The following is a 22,586-nucleotide window of genomic DNA, read 5'->3' on the forward strand; positions in this document are numbered from 1 at the left end:
ACACAGGTGATGCTTTCTGATACAGAGGCGTTAACTGAACTGCATTAGCCTCAGGCGGCTTTTTTATGCGGATTTTAGGCGTAACTCACTAAAACAGATAATAAAAGCTATAATTAACGGATATCTGCTGCGGCGAAGGAAAGGAAAAAGATGCGTCGTGTAAAACTGCTTTGTTCACTCATTATGCTGCTCGTGAGTCAGAGCGCGCAGGCGGTGAGTTATCCGCTCCCGCCTGAAGGCAGTCGCCTGGTGGGGAGCCCTTTGACCATTACGGTACCTTCAGGAAACACTCAGCCGTTGGAAGCTTTTGCCGCGCAGTACGGACAGGGGTTGAGCAATATGCTGGAGGCCAATCCCGGCGTGGATGTTTTTCTGCCTAAGTCTGGCTCGACGCTGGTTGTGCCACAGCAACTGATATTACCGGATACTGTACGCGAGGGGATCGTAATCAACGTCGCAGAAATGCGCCTTTACTATTATCCCGCTGGCAGCAATACAGTTGAGGTTTTACCCATTGGCATTGGCCAGGCGGGCAGAGAAACGCCGCGTAACTGGGTGACGGCGGTAGAACGTAAGCAGGAAGCACCAAGCTGGACGCCTACGCCGAATACCCGGCGCGAATACGCAGCACGTGGGGAAAGCCTGCCGGCGTTTGTTCCTGCCGGGCCAGATAACCCGATGGGACTGTATGCGATTTATATCGGCAGGCTTTATGCCATTCATGGCACAAATGCGAATTTCGGTATTGGTCTGCGGGTAAGTCAGGGGTGTATCCGTTTACGTAATGACGACATTAAATATCTGTTTGATACCGTACCGGTAGGGACGCGTGTGCAACTGATAGACCGACCGGTGAAATACAGCGTAGAGCCGGACGGTAGTCGCTGGGTGGAAGTGCATGAACCACTGTCACGAAACCGGTCGGAATACGAGTCTGACAGAAAAGTTCCCTTGCCAGTCACCCCCGCGCTGCGCACCTTCATCAGCGGGAATGACGTGGATGTGAGTCGCGGAAATCAGGCACTGGAAAGACGCTCCGGCATGCCGGTGAATATCAGTCTGATTCAGACCCATTACTAATTTTCAAGGCGCCCCTGTGACCCTTATCCTGAGTGGGTCGCTTTTTTAATTTGATACTGTCCCATTTTTACCACGCCAATATGGTCTGCCATTAGCTGCGCCTCGTGTTCGCTGTGTGTAACCAGCAGTGCCGTTTGCCCGGCGGCACGCAAAATATCCCGCACCTCGTTGCCAAGACGCTCACGCGTGCGCTTATCAAGGCTGGAGAAAGGCTCATCGAGCAGCAGGATTTCCGGATGCGGCGCCAGCGCGCGCGCAAGAGCGATACGCTGCTGTTGACCGCCGGACAGTTCATGCGGATAACGGCTGGCATGACTGTGCAACTCCACCATTTTTAACAGCTCCGCCACCCGGACCTGCTGCTGCTCACGCGGCATACGTCGTAACCCAAAGGCCACGTTTTGTTGCGCGGTCAGGTGAGGGAATAACGCATATTCCTGAAAGACCATGCCGACATGCCGTTTTTCCGGCGGCAGATGAACACCGGAACCGGCAACGCGGCGCTGCGACACATAGATCTCTCCGCTTCGCAGCTGTTCAAATCCGGCAACTGCGCGTAACACGGTGGTTTTTCCGCAACCTGAAGCGCCCAGTAGACAGGCGATCTCTCCTTTACGTACCGACATTGAAAACCCGCTCAGCACCGATTGCTGGCTGTTGCCGTAGGCAACGTGCACATCCTGGAGTCGTAATGCAATTTCTGACATTGTTACTCTCTTAACCACGGCGAGTCATCTGGTGACGCACCAACAAAATAACCGGTAGCGTGCCAGCTAAAACAATCATTAGCGCGGCGATAGCACCTTCTTCATAGGTTCCACGGGCGGCTTCTGCATACAGCAACGTTGCCAGCGTTTCGAAGTTTACCGGGCGCAACAGCAACGTTGTTGGCAGTTCTTTCATGGCATCGGCAAAAACCAGCAGGGCGCTACTCACTAACGCCGGGCGCAGCAATGGGAAATGAACCCGTGCAAATGTGCCCGCACCATTCTCACCCAACAGACGAGAAGCCTGCTCCAGCGAAGGCGGAATGCGGCCCAGGCCGGAATCCAGTGCGCCGATAGCAATCGCCTGGAAACGCATGGCACAACAAATTACCAGCAGGATCCCGGCAGACATCAGCGGCAGGCCGCGAACATCCAGTAAATCTGCCAGCCAGCGGTCGACTGCCATGGCGGGGGTTAAAAAACCAATCGCCAGAATTGTACCGGGAACCGCGTAGCCTAAAGAAGCCAGACGCATCACACCACGGCGAAATCCTGGCATCGCGTTGTCTGTGGCGCTATGCCGCGCGCTCCAGGCCACCAACATACTGACGCAAACCACCACCAACGTGGTTCCCGCGGCCAGTGATAACGTATTTTGTAATGCAGCCAGTAACGAGGAGGATATAGGGCTCTCGTCACCTATACGTTTGGCGCTTTCCCAGATTAAAAACAGCACCGGGGCCAGAAAGCCCAGCACAACCGGCAGCGAAATAACGACACCGAGTAGCCAGCCACGCCAGCCTTGCACGCGGGTGGGTTGAATTTCCCGCAGGCTACGACTGCTGAATCCCTGTTTTCTGCGGCCATAAAATTCCAGCGTCAGAATAAAGAATATAAACATCAGCATCATGCAGGCGATTTGCGCTGCGGCAGATAAATCAGAGCGAGAGATCCACGTGGTGTATACGGTAACGGTTAACGTTTGTACCCCGAGAAATTCCGACGCGCCAATATCGTTAAGCGTCTCCAGCAGCGCCAGACTGATCCCGACGGCCAGTGCCGGGCGTGCCATGGGGAGTGCAACACGAAAAAAGGTCCCGGTTGCGCTGCATCCCAGCGTACGCGCTGCTTCCAATAGATGGGCCGGCTGGCTGATAAACATGGCGCGGGTTGTCAGGTACACGTAAGGATAAAGTACTAATCCGAGCAGGATTATTGCGCCGGAAAGGGAACGTAAATCGGGCAGGCGGAACTGTCGCGGGTTGTCAAAGCCCAGTATGAAACGGATAAAGGTTTGCAGGGGGCCAATCGGATGCAGCAGATCGAGCCATGCAAAGGCAACGATGTAGGTCGGCATTGCCAGCGGCAACAGCAGCGCCCAACTGAGAATTTTTCGCCCAGGGAAATCCCATGCCGTTACCGCCCATGCGCTGCCTACGCCAATGACGCCAACCATTATCGCGACACCCGCTAGCAACAGCACGGTGTTTTTTAGCGCTGAAGGCAGTACATATGTCATAAGATTATCCCAGTGGGATAAATCAGCCTGCGTGGCCTGCCAGATCAGCGCAACGATGGGGGTCAGGACGCCAAGCGCGACGCACAACGCGCCAAGATGCAACGGCGTTAATAATGACTGCGGCCCGGAAACCAGGCCGCGTAACGTCGGAAACTGCAGCGATTTATTGATCGAATCCAACTTTATCTACCAGCAGGCTAGCTTGTTTACGATACTTCACGATCTCTGTGAGCGGTGTTTTATCGACGTCGATTTCACCGATTGTGGCGCTAATGACCGGGTCAAGCGTTACGCCTTTCAGTACCGGATATTCGAAGTTCGCTTTCGCATACTGCTGCTGGGCAGGCGCGGAAACCAGATATTCCATCAGCTTAACGGCATCGGCTTTATTTGGCGCATAGCGGGCAACGGCAGCGCCGCTGATGTTGACGTGCGTACCGCCATTTTCAAAGGTTGGTTTAACGACTTTAATGGCATCGCCCCACTGACGAGCATCGCTGCCTTCTTTGGCGTTTTTCATATGGCCGACATAATAGGAGTTGGCCAGACCAATATCACAAATTCCACCGAGGATATCGCGGGCAACATCGCGATCGCCGCCGGTGGCTTTACGCGCCAGGTTAGCCTTCACGCCGCGCAGCCATTCTTCGGTTTTGGCTTCACCATGATGGGCAATCATCGCGGCGATCAGCGCCGTGTTGTAGGGGTGCTGACCGGAACGAATACAAACTTTACCTTTGTATTCTGGGCTGGCGAGCTGTTCGTAATGCCAGTTATCGATTGGCAGCGACTTCTCGGCATACAGTACGCGGGCGCGCATTGAAAGCGCAAACCACTGATTATCCGCACCGCGCAGATTCGCCGGAATGGCGGCTTTCAGCGCTTCTGACTCTACCGGCTGAGTGACGCCGGCTTCAACTAAATCGATGAGATTTCCGGCATCGACGGTCATCAGCAGGTCGGCAGGGGAGTTTTTGCCTTCAGCCTTAACACGCTCAAGCATACCGTCTTTGATATAGACCGTACTTACTTTGATACCGCTGGTTTTAGTCCAGCTATCAAGTAAAGGCTGGATCAGGCCCGGTTCACGGGTTGTGTAAAGCGTTAACGTTTCCTGAGCGAAAGCCGGCAGGCTGACAGAGAAGAGGAGGGCAGAGGCAAGCGTGATACGGCGCAATCCGGTGCGAGTCAGAGCATTCATCGTTTTTATCCCAGAGTAATTGGAACATACAGTGAACCGAGTCGGGGCTCGTTCTTTTGGCTCGCGTACAATAAATGATAATCACTAGCACTTACAATAATTGCAAAGTTTAAACGATTTACATTTACACAACTTTAATCAACGATGTGATGCGGCATGGAATAGGGAGTTATGGCAGACTGAGCGCTTATAGAGGCAGCTTTTACACAGACATGAAAAGCAAAAAGCCCGCTTAAATTTCCTTAAGCGGGCTTCTTAAATTTGGCTCCTCTGACTGGGATCGCCTTTGCCAGTAGCTGGCTAATAAATAAGCTAAACCTGAAAACTCTTCCTGTCAAGACCACCAGAATGACCACCAATCAAAACTGATTAGAGCGGTCTCGTGCATTTGGTGATCGCTACTATTGTCACATCTATAAGGGCTGTCTGTTCTGTGCCAGAAACGGACACCCAATATGCCGTATTGTAATATTTGAATGACGTGATACACAATATTATTTTCAGGTTGTTAAAAATAATTCAATGGAGTTAAACTTTTTCTTCAGTCCATATATTTGGATAGTGACTCTTTATTTTTTCAATACGTATTGCTCCAGATAATTTGGAACAAGCATCAATGATCGCATTAAGCAAAGCCTCAAGTTTGGAGGTGTCATATTTACTTTCGATAAGCTTAACTTCTGATGTATCAAGATATCTTTTTGCGTAATACTCTTTAAACTCAAGTGCGCCTTGATACATCCCGGTCTCTTTTTTATAGTTAGTCCATCTAACAATGTATGAGTCATATTCACTATATGTTAAATCCAAGTAACACTCTATAGCGGCAGCAGTTCCATTAATATTGGATAAGGTTAGGCCGTCTGGGCCACAAGTAGGGAAACTTTCAAACTCCTTAAGATCCGGAAGACATATGCAACTCATATTATGAGGAAGCTTCATCTTTATGATTTTCTTGAAAGCTTCAACCCCTTCACTATCATTGTCGAGTACAAAAATGATTTGGTTCTGTACATCAATTTTTACTAATCCCTCAGCAAACTTTGATAATCCCCCAGTGCCGGGGAATGGATGGCCAGATGTTACATCGATGAAACGAAAAAATTCACAAACGCTAGGCTTAATTAGCTTAAATGCCTTTTGTAATATATGTGAGTCCGAGGAACCTTCAGTTGCTATGAGAAAAGAATTTTCACGGTTAATTTCAGTTTTTATTTGGTTAATGTGAACCCATCCGTTAGCGACTATTTCCCCATAGTCCCACTCGACATACTCACTAAGATTATGTTTGTTTTCACTTAAAAGTTTGATCATAGAGTATGGATGAAGTATGTTTATGACACTGAAAAACGCTGTTTTTTCTGACCAGTAAAAGTTGTTATAAGGATCATAGAGAGGAATTCTTTTTAAAATGTCGTTAGGGAATAACTTCAAAATGAAATTATCATTCTCTGTTTTTTTTGAATTATCAAAGTCGATATCTTTATCGTTTAACTCCCCCAGATCATAGCTCTTAAGTAAGCCCAGAAACTCATCAAAACTAAAAAGATTTTCTAAAGGTTCCCAATTATCGGGATAGGCTTCAATCATTTCGTTTCTTTGATAAACCTCATGCTTTACAAGATTTTCATATTCCGCACGAATAGCAGTAAGAGAAAAACCAAGTAACTCAACCCGTTCAGCTACTGCTGCAAGAGGCTTCCTGAGTACGGTCCACTGAAGGCGTCTTTCTTCATCAATTTCATCGGTTTCTTCCAGATCATAGCGTTCGTGCTGAGGTATCATTATGTGGTCGGTTGACTGGAACAATGCACCATGATCAACACCTAAGCTATTTTTACTCCAATCTAGCGTTGCACCTGAAACCTTAAGTGAAATTTCCGTGCCCATAATTCCTCTTTTAAACTGTTGGCAATCACTTAATTAAACCACCAGGAATATCATTTGTCATCAACTATGCTATGAAATTACAAGCGGTATAATGTCTTCAAAATTCAAAGTGAATATCAATCATTAGGAATTAATCCAAGGGCAGAACCAAGCGATCGGCTCGTTGCAGATTATCGCGCTGTAAGTTACGTATTGCACCATCGGAGGTGAGAACAATTATGAGCTTCCACTTTTTGCTCATAGCGGATCTGACAGCCAACAGGACTGGCCGCTTTGTGCCCGCAGTAGGCGTTGCTAACGGCGTAATGTGTCACTCAACGCGGAGCAGTCAAATTAATTAATAGACTTTGTCTCTTCCCTAAATTTGTTTGGTAAACACAGTCAATCAGTGGGTAGCATCATCTACATATTTGTAGACGGACTTCTGGCTTTCAGATGTTAACACGAGGGGCTTACTTGAGCACTTTGAGTCATTCTTCCATCTCGGCCAGATCCCGCACCCATCTCGTAGATAGTCGTTTTGGCTACAAGGCCAATCTCAATCTGCCTCAGCTCTTGGCGACGGATTGTGTTAAGAAATAGCAGAACTCCGTTTTTGATTAATTGAGACAGGTCGTTAAGGACACTCGATCCGGAGATTTGTTTTGTGCGCGAGCTACAGTGCTGCTGTCGCGTCCAGTTTACTAATAAGTTATTCTGCATTTCAAACTCCGTGGGCATTTGGTGAAGCAAGGTTTGCCACCAATATTTGGTGCTTTTCATTGGGTAACGGCGGAAATTCACAGGGACGTAGTAAGGTTTACCGAAGACTAATAGCAGCAGAAAAGGAGCGAGTATGGCGACGATAACGGTTTCTCCGGTTCATTTTGAGGACTACAGTGGTATCCAGTTCGAGCGCCTTGTTTTTGCATACCACCTGCGCGCGGGTTGGCATGATCTGATTTGGCACGGTCAATCAGGAGGTGATCAAGGGCGAGATATCTCGGGTATTGAACCATTTGATGACCAGCCAGCACGTAAGACCATCATCCAATGCGCGAACCGAGACACGTTGACACTGGCAAAAGCCAAGAGCGACATGAGTAAGTCGATTAAAGCAACTGGCAGTGTCCCAGACGTCTTTAAGTTCGTCTCTCGTGGTGCGGTCTCGGATGCTGGCAGAACGCGCATCGAGCAAGCAGCAGCTTCCCTAGGCGTCAGGCATGTAACGATATGGTCGGGCGTAGAGTTCGAAGAAAACTTGCGTCTTCGTGCTGAATATCTGCTGCACCGTTTTGTCCAGGGCGTCGAGTTTCCTGATGTTGAAGCTGATATTCAAAAATTCACGGATGATTTTCCCGACCTTTCCGACGCCGATGTTCTGCAACTGATGGCTTCCGTATTTGACCGGCCAGCATTTCGCACACCGTTTCAACAAGAAAGTTCTCTCCCTGCTTTTCAGAAGGCAATCGAAGATACCATTGGCGCACTAAATACAGGTTTGTGGAGAACGCGTGAGGGCGTCGAGATCAGGCGCATTCCTTCGATCCACCATCTCAAAAATCAACGCATCCAGACAGTGATGGGAAAAGTGGTTCGTCAGGTCGACCAACTGCGGCGCATCTTCGTAACTCGGCTTAAGGAAGGGGAAATCAGACCTTGTGGATGTGGTCAGCCCGATTGCCCCACGTTTACGCTCACGCAACGCGTGGCTGACGAGCTAGACGACGCGAGACAGAGAATCCTCACGACGTTTCAATCAGTGTATACTTCCTTCAGTGTGAGCCTTAGTTAGGCAATGAAAAATGGAACCTACAGCGTACTCATTCTTCTTGAAAGCCCAATATAATTTCTTAAGTATGCGAATGTGATGATGGCACTGACCCCGGAACAAATTCACTACCTCAACCAATATGCACCAGGCGAAGCTGTGTCACATGCATTGTCCGAGCTACTATTCATTGATCATGATCTTCTCGGTATCGATGCTAACGAACGGTCGATTACCTTTCGCTTTGCGATGTACCTCCAGCAATGTTTCCCCGGTTGGACTGTAGATTGCGAATACAACCGGGACAGCATTGAACCTAAACGGCTCAGACATTTGGAACTTTATCCAGACAGCGAAGACGTTGAGGCAAAGACAGTATTTCCAGATGTGATCGTGCATCGCCGAGGTACACGACAGAATCATTTGGTCTTGGAGTTCAAAAAATCAACGAGTCGCGTCGATAGAGAGATCGATCTACTAAAACTTCGAGGTTATAAGCAGCAGCTTGGTTACGAGCACGCTCTGTTTGTGGAGGTCGGCACCGAAGGGCAATCGATCATCACGGCGCTCGAGTGGGTCTGAGAGGTGATAGAAAGATAATTCATGATACGTATTCCATCATTCAACTCTCAGCACCTTGAGGCCGCCTGTCGCGTCCTTGCTGATACCGAACGTGGCTTGAGTGGGTCGCAGATCGAGCGACTGCTACAAGAAATTAAAGTTGCGGACACATCGCCAGGAATGACAAAGTGGAAACGTCTGTTTAATGCGCTCGCAGGTGCGCAGAACCAGTATCAGGTCGGCAACCATCTTATTATGTTCATTAACCGTGCGATGAACCCGGTTAATTACGCCCGTGATCCATCGGTGTTTGCCTGGCGACGTGATGAACTCAATGTTGTCCTGGCTTTTTCCGGTTTTTATATCCGTGAGGATGGTAAGGTCGCGAGCGCTGCTAAAGTAACGACTCTGGATTCTGCTCGAGCCCGCGCCGGGCGACTTAAGGCTGCACTCGAAAGCCGTGCTGTGCATGCGGAAGTTTTGAACTATTGCCGTGCCGAACTTCTGGACGAAAACTATTTTCATGCCGTCTTCGAGGCGACGAAGGGGGTTGCGGAACGTATTCGTCAGTTGTCCGGGTTGAGCGGTGATGGTGCTGACTTGGTGAACAAGGCATTTACCGGACAACAACCTGTTCTGACTTTGGGATCGCTCACCACCGACTCAGAAAAGAGCGAACAGAAAGGTTTTGCGAATCTACTGATTGGTCTATTCGGTGCTGTGCGCAATCCACTAGCCCATGCGCCTAAGAAGAATTGGCCCATGTCTGAACTGGATGCGCTGGACATCCTTACGTTGGTTTCGCTTATTCATCGCAAGCTGGATGGCACGCAGAAACAACTATAGCGGCACCATAGTGGAGTTGCATGAGCTACACAGTGTTGATCTTGCTGTACCATCATTATAAGAAAGCAATCCGAATTCTAAATTGATGATTATCTCTCAATAACCTTCATCTATCTATTTATATGACTTAATTTGCTGATATCTATTTTTTTAAGTAACATAGTGTGTCTTATCTCCGTCTGAAGAGCTGGTTGCAACAATCGTTAACAGGCCCCCCAGTTCCGAGACTGAACTCTTTTCCATTGGTGCACAAAAGCAAAAAGCCTGCTAGTAATCAGGCTGTTCAAATTTGGCTCTGTAATTGGGATTGCCTTATTCAGTTACAAGCTAATATATAAGCGAAACTTGAGTCACTTCTCTGTCAAGACCACCAAGATGAACACCAATCTCTTTTTCATTTAATCATAGTAAGGTTGCCTTCAATAACTGATTAGGGTCCGCAAATTATTCCGAATGACGTAGACCATATCACTCGTGGATAGCCCATATAAATGGGCTAGTTCTTCTACAGTATTTTCTATATCAGCTGGTTGTGAAGGCCTATTATCAATACGTGTGAATGGACCATCGGTTTCTGTTAGCACTCGCTCAATTGGAATAGACTGTATCATAGGAATATGTCTGGCATTGCTAATCATTTCCATATTAATAGAAAAATAGCATCCTAACTCTAATGCTCGCTTCGCCTCGTTCTTTGTTCCAGTGAACCAGTGGAGAACAATTTTCCCACGCCCTAAGGGTAAATATGCTTCAATGAAGTCTAGTACAATTTTGACCGCTCTGACGCTATGGACTGTAATGATCTTATCGCCAGCCTGAGCGCAACGTTGCAATATATGTTGAAATACTCGCTTTTGCGCATCGAGTGACTTGAAAAAGCGAGGACCAGCATCCAGTCCAACTTCACCAACATAGCGTGTCTCCGATAGGTAATGATCCCATAGTTCTAGTTCATTTTCATGGTTGGCTACCAATTGGGGATGTAACCCTAATGCTGCTCGGACATACTTCGTACGCTTTGCAATCTCGTGATTGCGAGGCCATGCGCGCGGTGTTGTCGTAACTGCCAATGTAAATATTCCAGCTTTCTCTGCATCTCTGACTGCTGAATAATGATCAGGGTAGAGATCAAGGTGACAGTGAAAATCGACAAGCCCTTTAGTTGCATTCATGTAAATATCCTTTTCAAGCTGGTCTTGTCGAAACACCGTCGATAAGTCGCGCAACTTCAGCAAGTCCGCGCTGATATACACCAGCTAGCTGGTCTAAATGCATTGCTTCATCCGCAAGCGAGCCAGGCTTGTGAATCAAGATACTTGCTAGTTGCGGATTATCTTTCAGACGAGCAATTGCATATTGAAATGATCTGACCTGTACTCCAGTTGCTTGGCGCGTGTCCAAGGGGTGAGCATGAAGATCTGCCACTGTATACACCGTTGGATCACTATCAGGTCCCCATGCTGCCATTAATGCTGCTCGGCGGATCAGGCATGGCAAACAATAGCCACACTGTTCAATGCCATGCCCCAACCAACGGGCCTTGGCCGGTGATGAGCACGATAGTGAATCTGATATCAGGCTTTTTAAAAGAGAAGGATTTTGGCAAGACGAAGCCATCTCCCCTTTAGTTTTGTTCCAATACGGATTTTGAATTTCGCCATTGATGCCAAGTATGGAAAGTAGTTCATTCCATCTCGCCATATAATATGGGTGCGTCGTGCGAGTACTGTTTGATCCCAATCGTAGTGGATCCAACGGTACATTTAGAGCAATCAATCCATTTTCAGGGACGCGCAAAACGAAATGGTTTCCTAGTCCGGTTCCTGCGAAAACACCGAGAGCAAAAAACAAGAAAGATCTGCCTCGAGTACTATTCTCTGAACTTACGCCTTCCACAAGTCCTTCCTCAAAGGACATACCAACTCGCAATCTCCCTAAAGATGATTTGACGTAATGTTTTTTTAAACCGGCAAACAGCTTAGTTTGTGCATCACTTGTTGCCCCCTCTCCGAAATGACTAACCAGAAGCGGTGTAGTTCCACTCTCTAACGAGTCGATAGCTCCAATTAAACTATCAAGTCCACCTGAGAATAAACTGACTGAATCAAATGGGTGAGCAATCAGGGTTGGTGGTGCTTCTTTGACGACAGTATTAAATCGCTCGGGGCGTGGCCTAAAATCGACCGTCCAGCGATCGCCGGTTAAAAAATCAAGAGAATTTTTGAGGGTTGGCGCTGCTGAATACCAACGAGAGGGATTACTCACAGGTACTATCAATCTTATCTCGCGTGTCCACGAATCCTGCGATTGCTCAACACGCGAGATTCGTGTGTCAGCAGCATGGACATGGGCTGCTAAAACCAACAGGTCAATGCCCATTTCTGTTGGGAATATGCCGATATTGTTAAGGCTGGACAGTGCATGACCAATTCCATAATCCAACGTTTGTTTGCTGGCGACGAGCTGTAGGGAAGTTATCTGTTCATCTAAGCCTGCTACAGGGTCAAATGAATCGTCATAACCGAAATGACCAACTAGGAGTTGTCGCATCATTGTTTATTAGCCTCTGCATCGCCAAGAGCCTGTAAAATTCTAAACGCAGACTCATAGATCGTATCCACGAATCCTTGAATTTGCTCTGGAGTAAGATGATTTGTCCCAATTTGAGCGCGTGCGAGTGCATCGCTTACTCCACCCCGGATGAAATCTCGCACCTGCTGCTCAACAAGATGTGCTGTATGCGCATTTATTGGCATCGTCACCGCTTTGGTTCCAATGTCATTACAAATGCGTGCTTCGATCGCGTGAGTAGCATATAGTTCGAAAACGGTTTGCATTTGATCTGGTGTAAATGTATTCAAATCAGTGAGACCTTCGTTAGCAAGTTCTACGATAGTCTCGATGTATGCTTCACGGGCAATGCCCTCATCAACAGTACCTGCTCCTGGGCAGATGAAATCAGCTAGCCCAATGAAAATTTCAGTGATTGGACGGCCTGCTAGCGATTCTAAATTCAGTGAGCGTAGCGCTTCGTTGACACCCCTTGTTTGTACCTCCGCTAGGAAACCGAGGAGCCGTGCCCCCGCCCCTCTGGAAGCTCCCATACGTTGTGCTGCCTGCCTAGCACCACCTGATGACGTTGAAACATACTTCGATATGGCCCGCCCGAGGCTTGCTCGATCTGAACCACCAGACCCTGCAAATCGTGTGAAGTTATTGCGCGCGTTTGAGAAACGTTGCGGATCAGCTGTACCTGGTATTGGTGGGCGATTTGGTGGAGTCAGGGGTTCAGGACGATCTATTGGCTGCTGGTCGTCTTGTCCTGGGCCATTGCCTTGCGGGGATGCCGGGGGGGCGTTATCCAACCATGATGGAATAAGTGGAGTCCCGCCGCCAGGCCCTCCATAAGCTGTTGATGTTCCCATTAATGTATTCCTTTGTGATTTTTAAGCGCTGCTTCGGCTGCGACTTTGAGGCTGGTATTAGTAGTTAGTTTGCTCCAATTCCCCAATAGTACAGTCAAACGCGCTAAACATTCGGTATCCTTTATAGCACTCTGCCAACCACTTACAGCCCAAGGACCACACTTATCATTTGGCAATGCCTCCAGAAAATCCATTAGCTGGCTCTGTAATTTTGGTTGTGCCTTTACAAGAACGCTCAAACCATCAATTCCTGCCGGTTTGATATCAAAAGTAGCTGTGCTCATTATTTTGCTACGAACTGCCTCGAAGACCTTTTCGGCTTCAGGTTGCACAAGTTGCTTCAACTCTGATTCGTAACTTTGAACCGCCATTTTGCCGCCGAACAATTTCTCGACCACCTCGGCTAAGTGGCCCAAAACTGATACCGGACCAAAATAATCTTTTTTATCTTTTGTTACAAACAAGTAGGGACGTAAGTCGAGACCTGATAACTTCGGTGGGAGCCGAGCCCAGTCACTTATCGTTTCTGAAGATTTCCATTCAGTCAAAACCGTACTATCAGGTGGCAATAATACTTCTGCGGCTTTTTTTTCTTTTGGTTTATCATCGTTTTTATTGGAAATCGTAAGAAACGTCTCTAATGCTTCAAGATCTTTGCAGTGTCCATCTGAATGTATCGCCGCAACAAACGCGATCTGTTCGAACAATCTTGGAATAAATCGCTCAGCAAGCATGAGTTTTGCTAGTACTGGCAGTTTGATATCATCGCCAAAACCTCGCGCTGTTGCGGTGCGGTCACGTAGCAAGAGGGTATTAAGAAAACGCTTGATTTGGCGAGGATTACCTTTTGTTCCGCTAGCCAAAATTGGTCCGATCTGATCACTCAGAATTAGTGCATTATTTGCTTTATCGGCTTGCGAGCCGAGAGTTATTTTTACCGTGGCAGCGTCCAATCCACCACTTGTCCACGGGCGTTTCAACTTTTCCCGCGCAACGATGATTAACTTTTCATAGTCTGGGTCATTCTCACCTATTTCAGCACCAGCAAGAAGTAATGTGACATAAATTCTCGTCTCTGTTTCGCCTAAAGCAGGGATCCGGAACGGGACCTGAATGAGTTTTTCAAGATAATTACGGGCATAGTCTCGTGGCCCAGTGCTGTCAGGCAGGTCAGGGAAGTGCTTACGCACTGAGTACTCAATCATAGCCTCGTCAGCAGCAACAACAAATGCTGTCCGCGAGGTAAATACAAATAGACGAATCGCTTCAAGAGTTTCAATGGCCGTATCAGGTAGACAACGATCAAGATCATCAACCAATACCACAAGTTGCTTGATACCAGCATCTTTCAGTAGTTGATCAAATGCTTTGCGAAATGTTTCCACTTCCATCGGTACATTTTTTGTTTCTCCCTCTTTCGTCACCGCCTTTATTTCATTGATAGTATTAGAGATATTTTCTTTCGTCATAAGTTTGACGGGATCTTCAGCCAAACCTTGCAGGGAGTTGATGATGGAGCCAATTTGCTCAGGTGTCGGAACACCGGTAAATGCGGTTAATGCCAGACCGCCGGCTCGCTTGGCAACCTTTAGCCAGTCGATACTACGGAATACGTCTTTAATAGCTCCTTCAACTTTTTTCAATGCAGGACGTTTCTCTACCAGACCTGAGACGATGCCTTCAATTAAGGCTATCTTTGCATCTTCAAATCCTTGGAAACGCCAACCATTGAACTTTAAGCATAAAACATCATCTTTGTCGGAGAAGCCCGACTCAATCATTTCGAGTACGCTCGACTTACCTGCACCCCAATCACCATGAACACCAATTGTTACTGGGTGATTGAGCTGCTCTCGAAGCAATCCAATAATGGTGGAGGCAATGGCCTCATTGTTTAGCAGATCGATTTTTGTTTCGTTGTCAGTTAGAATCATTATTTTTCCTAATAGTCGTTGCTATTCATCTTATTCAAATAAAATATTAATGAGCACATCATAGGGCTATCCCTAGTAGAGACGCAGATCTCTAATCTTGCACTGTTCTGATATTGAATCATGATCATAGTAGTGAAATTTCTTCAAAAGTAATGGTACTGCTGTGGGGGCTATGATGTATCTCCAATTCATTGATGCGAAGTTTCAGCGGCATTGGACATACCACACCGCTGAATATGCAGGTGCCAGTAGAAAGGGTGGGAATTGATTCCTCGGTGAGACGGTCAATATAAGAAACTGACTTCTCAATAGCGTATAAATCATTCTGGTTTATCAACCTATGGATGAAATAATTATGCGCCTGAGAAATAATAGTGGAGGAAATATCATTCGGTCTTTGACTCGATAGGGTTACAAATACACCGAATTTTCTCCCTTCCTTGATGATTTCTTCAAAAGTTTCAAGTCGATAATCTTTCCAGCTCTCGGTTTCACGAAAAGATGTATTAGACAGGATGTTATGTGCTTCATCAATGATGAGACTGAGAGTTGAGTAGGGGTCACCTGCTTTTTTATCAGCATAGGCCCATTTAGCGAGTAATAATGGAAGTGTTTTTTTCATGGTCAGATTGACCATATTCAGGTTGATGACTACAAAATTACTGTTGCCCCAAAAATCTCTATTCCCATTGGTATCAAAGACTTTTCTAATATCTTTTCTGTTTGCACTCATTCTATTTACTACTGGTGCTATGTGTTCAGGATTTGAGCGACCGGATAAGAATTCGAGGATTAGCTGCAAATACATGAATCCAAGCAAGGATTCTATAACATCATTTGGAAATTCATAGGATTCTGCGAGTCTGAACAGGTTTGAATGCTCCGTATCTTCAGGAGAGTCAAAAAAGCGACCTGTGTTGTTAAACCAAACTTTTCTACCGAAATGAAACTCTAGATCGGATGTCATATGCTCATGATCGTTAAAAATTGGTCGAAAAAGATCAAGAAGGGCATCACAACGTGTCTTATCGCTACCACACAAAGTTTCCCTGATCTTTTTCTTGAGTATATTTCTAAAAAAATCAATAGGGGCATCAGAGCGATGAACTGCCGATTTGAGTTCAAGTACTCGCCTTAAAAATGGTTTCTGGGTTTTGTCTGTTGCATCAGTAAGGACAGAAAGGATCTCATGTTCAAGTAATACACCTTCCGGCATAGGGATTTTATCCCCTTGATCATTATAAGTGCTAAGGTTATAGACAATTTTCTCCGAGGTTATGCATTCATCGGCACCATATTCACCATTGAAATCAAACAATATAAACTTACACTTGCTTTGAAAGCTCTCTTTTAGCATTTCAGACAATGCGGCATAACCGTGTTTGTACAGAGATGCCAGAGTGTTTGACTTTCCACTACCGGTATTACCGAAAATAGCAATGTGAGAATTTAATAAACCGCTAACAGGTAGGGTAATATCGATATCTTCAAGATCAGTACGGGCGAATGTGATAGCACAAGTTTGTGCTCTCACTATCTGATGAATGAGCTGAATTATCTCTTCGGTCACTATAAATGCTTCGTTTCCAATTAAGGGAAGTTCCCTTGTACCGACAGTAAAATGACCGTTCCGATCAACGTAACCCGACAAAGAGACAGTCAGGTAGCGGCGAAAACGTATGGACTCAGCACCGCTTCCTAATGGATTTTTCTCCTCAAGTATCTTTTCTGCCTCTATTTTACCGATTAGGCTCATGAATCCTTTCTTGATTTCGATAAATCCGCCAACGGATACGTTCTTAAGTACTTTTCCACGGAAAAAAAGATCGCTAAGGTTTTTATTTTTATCGACCAATATGCTTATTGTTCTTCCTGACACCTCACATACTTCACCGACACGGAGAACTGCCTCTTCATGAATAAATTCTTGTTCCACAGTTATCTCCTCAGAAAACAATTTATAATTTCGTTTACCTTAGTGAAATCTAATTCTTTACCTGGAGTGTAAACTATTTCCACATTAGAGTAGTCTCTGAATTTTTCCATAAATGCGATTCGAGAAATTTCATTATAGGAAAATATTATAACTTTAAGAGACATGTTTCTTAGCGCTTTTTTTGTTAACGTCTCTATGTGTTCATCTGCAAATGAGAAACCAAAAACTATAAGCAATGCTCCTTCCTTGTCTAATTCATTAGAATAACTTCTAAGAAGATCGTAATAGATATTTTCAAGAAGAGTTTCGCGAAATTTATCCTTTCTGGGAAGAATGAGTGCATGTGATAGCACCCAATTTCTTAGTTCTTCATGGGTAGCAAAAGCTACAGGTCTCAATGGGGGTACTTGGTAGTAAAAATCATTTTTATATTTAAGCCATGATAAAGAACCATGAAGCTTAATCAGGTTTATTGTCGGTAGCTCAACGCTATAGTTATAAAGGTTTCCAGTAGCATGAGTCGTATGGTAGAAGCTGGCTGGATCAAATAAATGTGCACCATACAAATTTCCTCGCCGACTAAACCCATCATTTAAGATAACGTTATAGCTTTTGACGGCAGCATCTTCGATAAACAGATCATAATTTGTGGTAAAGAGATTTATTCTCCTAGGTAATAGGCCAGTTCTTCTTTGGGTAAGAATCTTTTCAAGAGAGTGTAGGAAACTGGAGTAATAGGTGCGAGTGACAGTTACGTTATCTAACGTGGGTTGACTATGCGGTATACCTTGCTGAGTTCTATCGAGTAGAACGTCATTAGCTTCCCAAACTGAGGTTAGAAAATCGCCTGCTTGCTGAAAATAGGCTAAGTCATCTCCTGAACGCACGTGCTCTTCTAGTTGCGCTTCGATATCTCCTAGTATGCGGATAGCTGGTAGTGACGCTCCGGAGCCGATAAGAAAGTTGATGTTTGCTGACTGAAAAACACGCTCAAAATACTCTCGATCCCGATCCTGACCGTAGTATGCTCGTTGCATTGCCACAGTAAACGCTTCCTTAAGTTTAATTTTAGTGTGTAGATAGGAATTATCTTACCGTTACTGCACATAATTGCACCACTTTTACGAGCTGTCATCGAGAACTTTTTGGGACTAATTTTCTTCTTTTTGCTTCAGCTTTAGCTGGTAGCGTGTATCTCGGATCTTAAGAGATATGCAGATATAGCACTGTGCGATAATCAATAGAGGGCATGTGAACATCTAGTCTGAAAGCAAAACATGAACCGTATTTTTAATGCAAAACACTGCCTTTCCCAACAACATTTCACCGCAGCGAACTAAGGGGCGCTACACCCGCTATGCAGGGGCAAGTTTTTTCTCCTGTGCACTTTTCGTTCTCCGTATCTACTTCAGGTTAATCGTTTCCCAACACAACCCGTCCCGCAAGGGTAAATGGCACGCATGCTGCGCCCTTGCAGGACAGAACGATGCCGGGAAAGCGAACCGTCAGGCGATACGAAGACGAAAATCACACACTGACGGAGAAAAAACCATGACAATTTCCCTGCATTACCCCCGGACAAGCGCCCCTAACACCGCAGCGGCGACCAGCGTATCCCCGCTGGACCCGTCAGGCTCCTCAAAAACGAAATTTTCTAAAACCAGAAAGGATATTTATCAGACCGTTACCGACAACATCATTGCAGCGCTGGAAGCCGGTGTTAAACCCTGGTCCTGCCCGTGGCAGCGTGTATCCGGCATGTCTGGATTGCCATCTAATTACGCCACCGGCGTGGCCTACAGTGGCATGAATATCATGTTGCTGTGGAGCAGTGCATCAAAACAGGGGTTCAGCGATTCACGCTGGTTGACCTATAAACAGGCCCAGTCGGTAGGTGGACAGGTTCGCACGCGTGAACGTGGCACTACAGCCATTTTCTACACCACGCTGGAGAAGGAAAACGACGCCGGAGAAATCGACCATATCCCGATGCTGAAAACTTTCACCGTGTTTAACGTTCAGCAAATCGACGGCTTGCCTCTGACAAAGGTAACTGTCAGTCCGGAAGCGACATTTGCCCCGTTGCCGCAGGCTGAAAATCTGTTCAGGAAGAGCGGCGCAAACATCATTGAGAAAGGACAAAACGCCTTTTTCAGCCCATCAACTGATGAAGTCTGGTTACCGGAGCGCCATCTATTCGCTGATGCGGCTAACTTCTATGCTACCGGCCTGCATGAGCTTGTCCACTGGAGTGGGGGTAAAAAACGCCTGAACCGTGAAATGAAAGGGAAGTTTGGCAGTGCGGATTATGCAGAGGAAGAACTGGTGGCGGAGCTGGGAAGTGCTTTTCTGATGGCGGACCTGGGGATTGAGGGAGAGGTACAACATGAAAGCTACATTGCTTCCTGGCTGAAAGCTCTGAAAAACGACAGGCGCTATATTTTCAAAGCGGCCAGCGCCGCCTCTAAAGCGCATCGTTATCTGATGGATAAACTCTGAGGCCGGAGCCGGACAACCGCAAGGGAATGCGGTTACATGGTTTTTAACCGGCAACGCTGCAAGGCGCAGGCTGAGGCGGAACGCAGCACAGCGAGTACCGAACAGTCTGCGCCTCGCAGTGGAATAAATAATTTCTGGCCTGGCGGTATCGCCGCCAGGCCGGTGAGGCCACCATGTTGGCCTGTGTAAAAGCTTACGTATAGCTGTCTAATGACAGGCGTTTCAGTTCATCAAGGGTATAAATGCGAAACACCCGGCGGTGGCGTTCTTCCAGCGGGACGTGCTGATGGTTGATGATGACATGCCTGATGCTGTCAAACAGCAGTTCAAGTGCACGCTTCTTCTGTGGATCGGGTACAACATAAAAAACGTAAATCCACTGCTTGCGGGTACGGGCCAGCAGGTGGCTTGCCATGATCGACTGATAACGAGCTCGGGTTTTCAGGCGGCGCTCGGTTTCAATGGCAATAACGTTACCGTCAGGCAGGGTCAGTAACCCGTCCGGGCGATGTTTCACCTGATACTGGCTGATAAAAGTGGTCCGGTCGCCGTTAATCCATCCCGAAGCACCTTTTTTCTCCAGAATAAGTCTGGCGGCCTGATTATCAAGATGATGCTCCAGCGTCCAGCCGGTAATTCTGAACGGTTCAAACCTCGCGGGAAAGATTTTATCATCCGGGGTTAACACCACCGCCAGCCCGTCGCTGGTGATCCCCCATAATGAAATCTTCATTGTCCGTGATTCAAGCACATGCTTCTGGATTAACCCCATTTTCTCAGTTTTTGCCAGCAGCGAATAAAGCGATTTATGATCCCGGAAACCAAATAGCAGCATCAGCGTTTTGAAATCGCTGTAGGTTTCTTCTTTCAGGAAGTTCAGCAGTTGTTTTATTTTTTCTCTGTTGCGTGTCTGGCGCTCGTGATATGTCGAAATCAGCATAACCGCTCCTTAAAAATCCAGCGGGGACAGGTGTTCTCCCTCATCAGGTTGGGGCTCTGCCGGTTTGACTTCGCTTCCGTTGAAGAAAAGATCCGGGTACGTTGTCATTACATCCTGTATGGATGGTTTATCATCCTCGTCAAAATCCAGTGCGATTTTCACCGGTGCCGCCGATGCGGCAATATCAGGGGAAACCGAGAAGATTTTTAGCTGACGCTTTCTGACCTTTATCGGTGAAATCAGTGAAGCAGAAGGTAGCGTTTTTGTCGTAAAGATAAAGCTGACAAAATCGGGCAGGTTCAGGATCATATTGCTGTCAATAAAGAAACGTTCGGCCTGGCGGATTGTGCGCTCACTGTCGATCGTTTCCGTCAGCATATTATCCGTTTTCGCTTTACGGAGTTCATCATCCACCAGAATCGTGCCTGACATTCTCGCCACCCATTCCGCTGTATCCGGGTCCATAACCCGGTATACCAGCTTGAATTTTGCATTTTCAACAACCGCACCGACAACGGCGTCACCTTTCAAATCTGCCGGGCAGTCGTTTAAATCGGCGATGGACTGGTGGTCCATAATAATGTGTACGCCTTTATCCCGCGCCGCACCTAAACCTTCCAGCGCTGGTCTGGATAAATGGTATTTCAGCTCGGAAAGATAAATAGCAATGGGGCGGGGTACGTCTGTTACTCGATCGCGCTTTTCTGCCAGTTGGTAAAGGCGAACCAGCAGCATGCGCTGGGCGGTAATAATTTTGCTGTTTCGCATGGAGCCGACAACATAACAGCAGCCGCCCTCATCAAATATGTGCTTAAGCGAAAAGCCTTCTGGTGAGTTAATGGCATTGAGTATTGCCAGTTCCTCAATCTTGCCGAAAAATGCTTTGATTTTTTCGGCAACTCCCTGAACGTAATCACCGTTATAGACATCACGGATTGTTGCCGATGGATTATCACTGACAAATTGTGCGGCGATACGCGCGGCTTTTCGGTCATCAATGCGATAAAAATCCGATTCCTGCCCTTTTTCCGCCAGGCTGAAACCTGCTACGAACAATTCTTCCAGTTCATCGGGCGTGATATCTTCAATCAGATTTAACTGGTAGTGCTGTTTTCGCAGGTCAATTAAGGCAAAGGGTTTTCCTGCATCCTCGCAGGCTTTCCGGTAAAGGTGTGGTGCCCATTCATCGTCTTTGGGGTCCATAACAAACACTCCTTCACCGGCAATAATACTTTGATATAGCAATATCCCGGCAGCTACCCCTTTACCGGCTCCGGTGGTGCCGATAATATCCGCGTGCTGTTTCTGCCAGTCATTTAACGGGAGATACATTGGTTCGTTCTCCCTGTCCATGCCAGTAAAAATGCCTTTATTCAGGTCGATATAATCCAGCGGATCATAATGCAGTGTTTCCGGCAGCAGGGACTTTACGGTGCGGACATCGGTGCGCAATTCCCGTTCAAGGGTGGTTTTTTTAACAAGGCGTTTCTTTATTTTATCCAGTTCCGGCGTGAATACCCGGCGAAGTATAATATGAAAAATAATCCCGGTCACAGTGAAAGCAATCCGTGCTGACCAGGCTAGTACCGTATTATCACTGGTGAGTCTGGTCTTATACAGCCACTGGAAGGATCCGATAACTATCGGGGCCAGTGTGCCGGAGAGAAAACACAGCATTGAAAAAGCAATAATCATCTTTTGCCACAGCGGGGCTTTTTGCCGTTCATCGCTTTTCAACGAGGCGAAAAACGGCATCGTCAGCCCCGATAACAGCGCCAGCATCAGCTGATGCTGTTGCACAAAAGCCAGCACCGCCAGCATCCCATTCACTATCGGCGACAGTGAAACGGCCAGCTTATTCAAAATCACGATGCCTCCTTCGTCAGCAGTTCGCCCCATGACATCGCCCCATCAGTTCGCCCCACGGTGTCGGGCGAAAAGACGGGGCGAGCGTATGGGGTAAAGAAGGTGGCCGCTGTGCGGCCATGTGCAGGAAAGCATGCTTCCCTGCACGAAACGGCGTGCGCCGGTACATGCGGGCTGGACGCCCTTATTGCTCGGTGCATGGGGGTAATGTCGCGGCTGGACGCCACGCCAAAACCCCCAGGGTCAAAGGCGGCACACCGTCGTCCGCTACGCGCGACCACCCTCTTTAAGACGGTCGCTTTCGCCTTTTTCTTCCCTTTGCTCGTTCCTCGCAGCGGGAATAAAAGGGAAGCTGACCTTTAAAGAGGGTGGTCGCGCCACGCTACCGGCTTTGGGCCGGAGACTTAGCTGCGACGGTGTGCGGGGCTGCGC

Annotated in this window: 18 protein-coding genes; 6 read left to right on the top strand and 12 right to left on the bottom strand. The window is 47.1% G+C overall.

What is annotated here, in order from left to right; genetic code table 11:
* The first annotated feature begins 150 nt into the window (after positions 1 to 150).
* Positions 151 to 1,080, top strand: coding sequence for a L,D-transpeptidase (gene ldtA / locus HV243_RS09635; RefSeq protein ID WP_053390209.1), 930 nt, complete (start codon positions 151 to 153; stop codon positions 1,078 to 1,080).
* A 23-nt stretch (positions 1,081 to 1,103) separates the two neighbouring features.
* On the opposite strand, the gene HV243_RS09640 is transcribed toward ldtA, so the two are convergent.
* The 4 genes from HV243_RS09640 to HV243_RS09655 form a co-directional block, all read right to left on the bottom strand.
* Entirely contained in the window at positions 1,104 to 1,787 is a 684-nt protein-coding gene (locus tag HV243_RS09640; RefSeq protein ID WP_053390208.1) for an ABC transporter ATP-binding protein, read from the bottom strand.
* 10 nt (positions 1,788 to 1,797) lie between these two features.
* Complete coding sequence (locus tag HV243_RS09645) at positions 1,798 to 3,486, bottom strand: iron ABC transporter permease (protein ID WP_053390207.1); 1,689 nt, start codon at positions 3,484 to 3,486, stop codon at positions 1,798 to 1,800.
* A complete protein-coding gene (locus tag HV243_RS09650) occupies positions 3,470 to 4,507 on the bottom strand; it encodes an extracellular solute-binding protein (RefSeq protein WP_047499042.1) in 1,038 nt (345 codons plus the stop codon). Before HV243_RS09650 ends, HV243_RS09645 begins: the two co-directional genes overlap by 17 nt.
* Before the next feature lie 528 nt (positions 4,508 to 5,035).
* A complete protein-coding gene (locus HV243_RS09655) occupies positions 5,036 to 6,397 on the bottom strand; it encodes a HEPN/Toprim-associated domain-containing protein (RefSeq protein ID WP_003036316.1) in 1,362 nt (453 codons plus the stop codon).
* Between the two features lie 835 nt (positions 6,398 to 7,232).
* On the opposite strand from HV243_RS09655, the gene HV243_RS09660 reads away from it, so the two are divergent.
* From HV243_RS09660 to HV243_RS09670, 3 genes are all read left to right on the top strand, one after another.
* Positions 7,233 to 8,171 carry a hypothetical protein gene (locus HV243_RS09660; protein ID WP_003036321.1) on the top strand — a complete coding sequence of 313 codons (939 nt, stop codon included), beginning with the start codon at positions 7,233 to 7,235 and terminating at the stop codon, positions 8,169 to 8,171.
* Positions 8,172 to 8,249: 78 nt separating this feature from the next.
* The gene (locus HV243_RS09665; protein ID WP_031617716.1) at positions 8,250 to 8,729 is read left to right on the top strand and encodes a hypothetical protein; all 480 of its coding nucleotides are present in this window, start codon (positions 8,250 to 8,252) and stop codon (positions 8,727 to 8,729) included.
* Positions 8,730 to 8,750: 21 nt separating this feature from the next.
* The gene (locus HV243_RS09670) at positions 8,751 to 9,554 is read left to right on the top strand and encodes a TIGR02391 family protein (RefSeq protein ID WP_003036327.1); all 804 of its coding nucleotides are present in this window, start codon (positions 8,751 to 8,753) and stop codon (positions 9,552 to 9,554) included.
* Positions 9,555 to 9,973: 419 nt separating this feature from the next.
* Here HV243_RS09670 and qatD read toward each other — a convergent pair whose 3' ends face one another.
* From qatD to qatB, 3 genes are read right to left on the bottom strand one after another with little or no spacing between them, the layout of a single operon-like run.
* Complete coding sequence (qatD, locus tag HV243_RS09675; protein ID WP_003036330.1) at positions 9,974 to 10,726, bottom strand: Qat anti-phage system TatD family nuclease QatD; 753 nt, start codon at positions 10,724 to 10,726, stop codon at positions 9,974 to 9,976.
* 13 nt (positions 10,727 to 10,739) lie between these two features.
* Positions 10,740 to 12,107, bottom strand: a complete 1,368-nt coding sequence (qatC, locus tag HV243_RS09680) for a Qat anti-phage system QueC-like protein QatC (protein ID WP_003036334.1) — start codon at positions 12,105 to 12,107, stop codon at positions 10,740 to 10,742.
* Positions 12,104 to 12,658, bottom strand: coding sequence for a Qat anti-phage system associated protein QatB (gene qatB / locus HV243_RS25380; RefSeq protein WP_003036339.1), 555 nt, complete (start codon positions 12,656 to 12,658; stop codon positions 12,104 to 12,106). Before qatB ends, qatC begins: the two co-directional genes overlap by 4 nt.
* A gap of 122 nt (positions 12,659 to 12,780) precedes the next feature.
* On the opposite strand from qatB, the gene HV243_RS25385 reads away from it, so the two are divergent.
* The gene (locus HV243_RS25385) at positions 12,781 to 12,933 is read left to right on the top strand and encodes a hypothetical protein (protein ID WP_199963256.1); all 153 of its coding nucleotides are present in this window, start codon (positions 12,781 to 12,783) and stop codon (positions 12,931 to 12,933) included.
* A 45-nt stretch (positions 12,934 to 12,978) separates the two neighbouring features.
* On the opposite strand, the gene qatA is transcribed toward HV243_RS25385, so the two are convergent.
* The 3 genes from qatA to HV243_RS09700 form a co-directional block, all read right to left on the bottom strand.
* Positions 12,979 to 14,913 carry a Qat anti-phage system ATPase QatA gene (gene qatA / locus HV243_RS09690; RefSeq protein WP_003036342.1) on the bottom strand — a complete coding sequence of 645 codons (1,935 nt, stop codon included), beginning with the start codon at positions 14,911 to 14,913 and terminating at the stop codon, positions 12,979 to 12,981.
* Positions 14,914 to 15,037: 124 nt separating this feature from the next.
* Positions 15,038 to 16,849 (bottom strand): ATP-binding protein, encoded by a 1,812-nt coding sequence (locus tag HV243_RS09695; RefSeq protein WP_003036345.1) that lies wholly within the window; start codon positions 16,847 to 16,849, stop codon positions 15,038 to 15,040.
* Between the two features lie 2 nt (positions 16,850 to 16,851).
* Positions 16,852 to 17,886, bottom strand: coding sequence for an SIR2 family protein (locus HV243_RS09700; RefSeq protein WP_003036348.1), 1,035 nt, complete (start codon positions 17,884 to 17,886; stop codon positions 16,852 to 16,854).
* A gap of 514 nt (positions 17,887 to 18,400) precedes the next feature.
* Here HV243_RS09700 and HV243_RS09705 point away from each other — a divergent pair.
* Positions 18,401 to 19,348 carry a zincin-like metallopeptidase domain-containing protein gene (locus HV243_RS09705; protein WP_003036351.1) on the top strand — a complete coding sequence of 316 codons (948 nt, stop codon included), beginning with the start codon at positions 18,401 to 18,403 and terminating at the stop codon, positions 19,346 to 19,348.
* 193 nt (positions 19,349 to 19,541) lie between these two features.
* Here the strand turns inward: HV243_RS09705 and mobC are convergent, their stop codons facing one another.
* Together mobC and HV243_RS09715 are read right to left on the bottom strand one after the other, a co-directional pair.
* Complete coding sequence (gene mobC / locus HV243_RS09710) at positions 19,542 to 20,288, bottom strand: MobC family replication-relaxation protein (RefSeq protein WP_003036354.1); 747 nt, start codon at positions 20,286 to 20,288, stop codon at positions 19,542 to 19,544.
* Positions 20,289 to 20,297: 9 nt separating this feature from the next.
* On the bottom strand, positions 20,298 to 22,157 hold the full coding sequence (locus HV243_RS09715; RefSeq protein WP_023337491.1) for a type IV secretion system DNA-binding domain-containing protein: 1,860 nt from the start codon (positions 22,155 to 22,157) through the stop codon (positions 20,298 to 20,300).
* Positions 22,158 to 22,586: the final 429 nt, after the last annotated feature.

This window comes from Citrobacter sp. RHBSTW-00599 (assembly GCF_013784065.1).
Classification (GTDB): domain Bacteria; phylum Pseudomonadota; class Gammaproteobacteria; order Enterobacterales; family Enterobacteriaceae; genus Citrobacter; species Citrobacter braakii.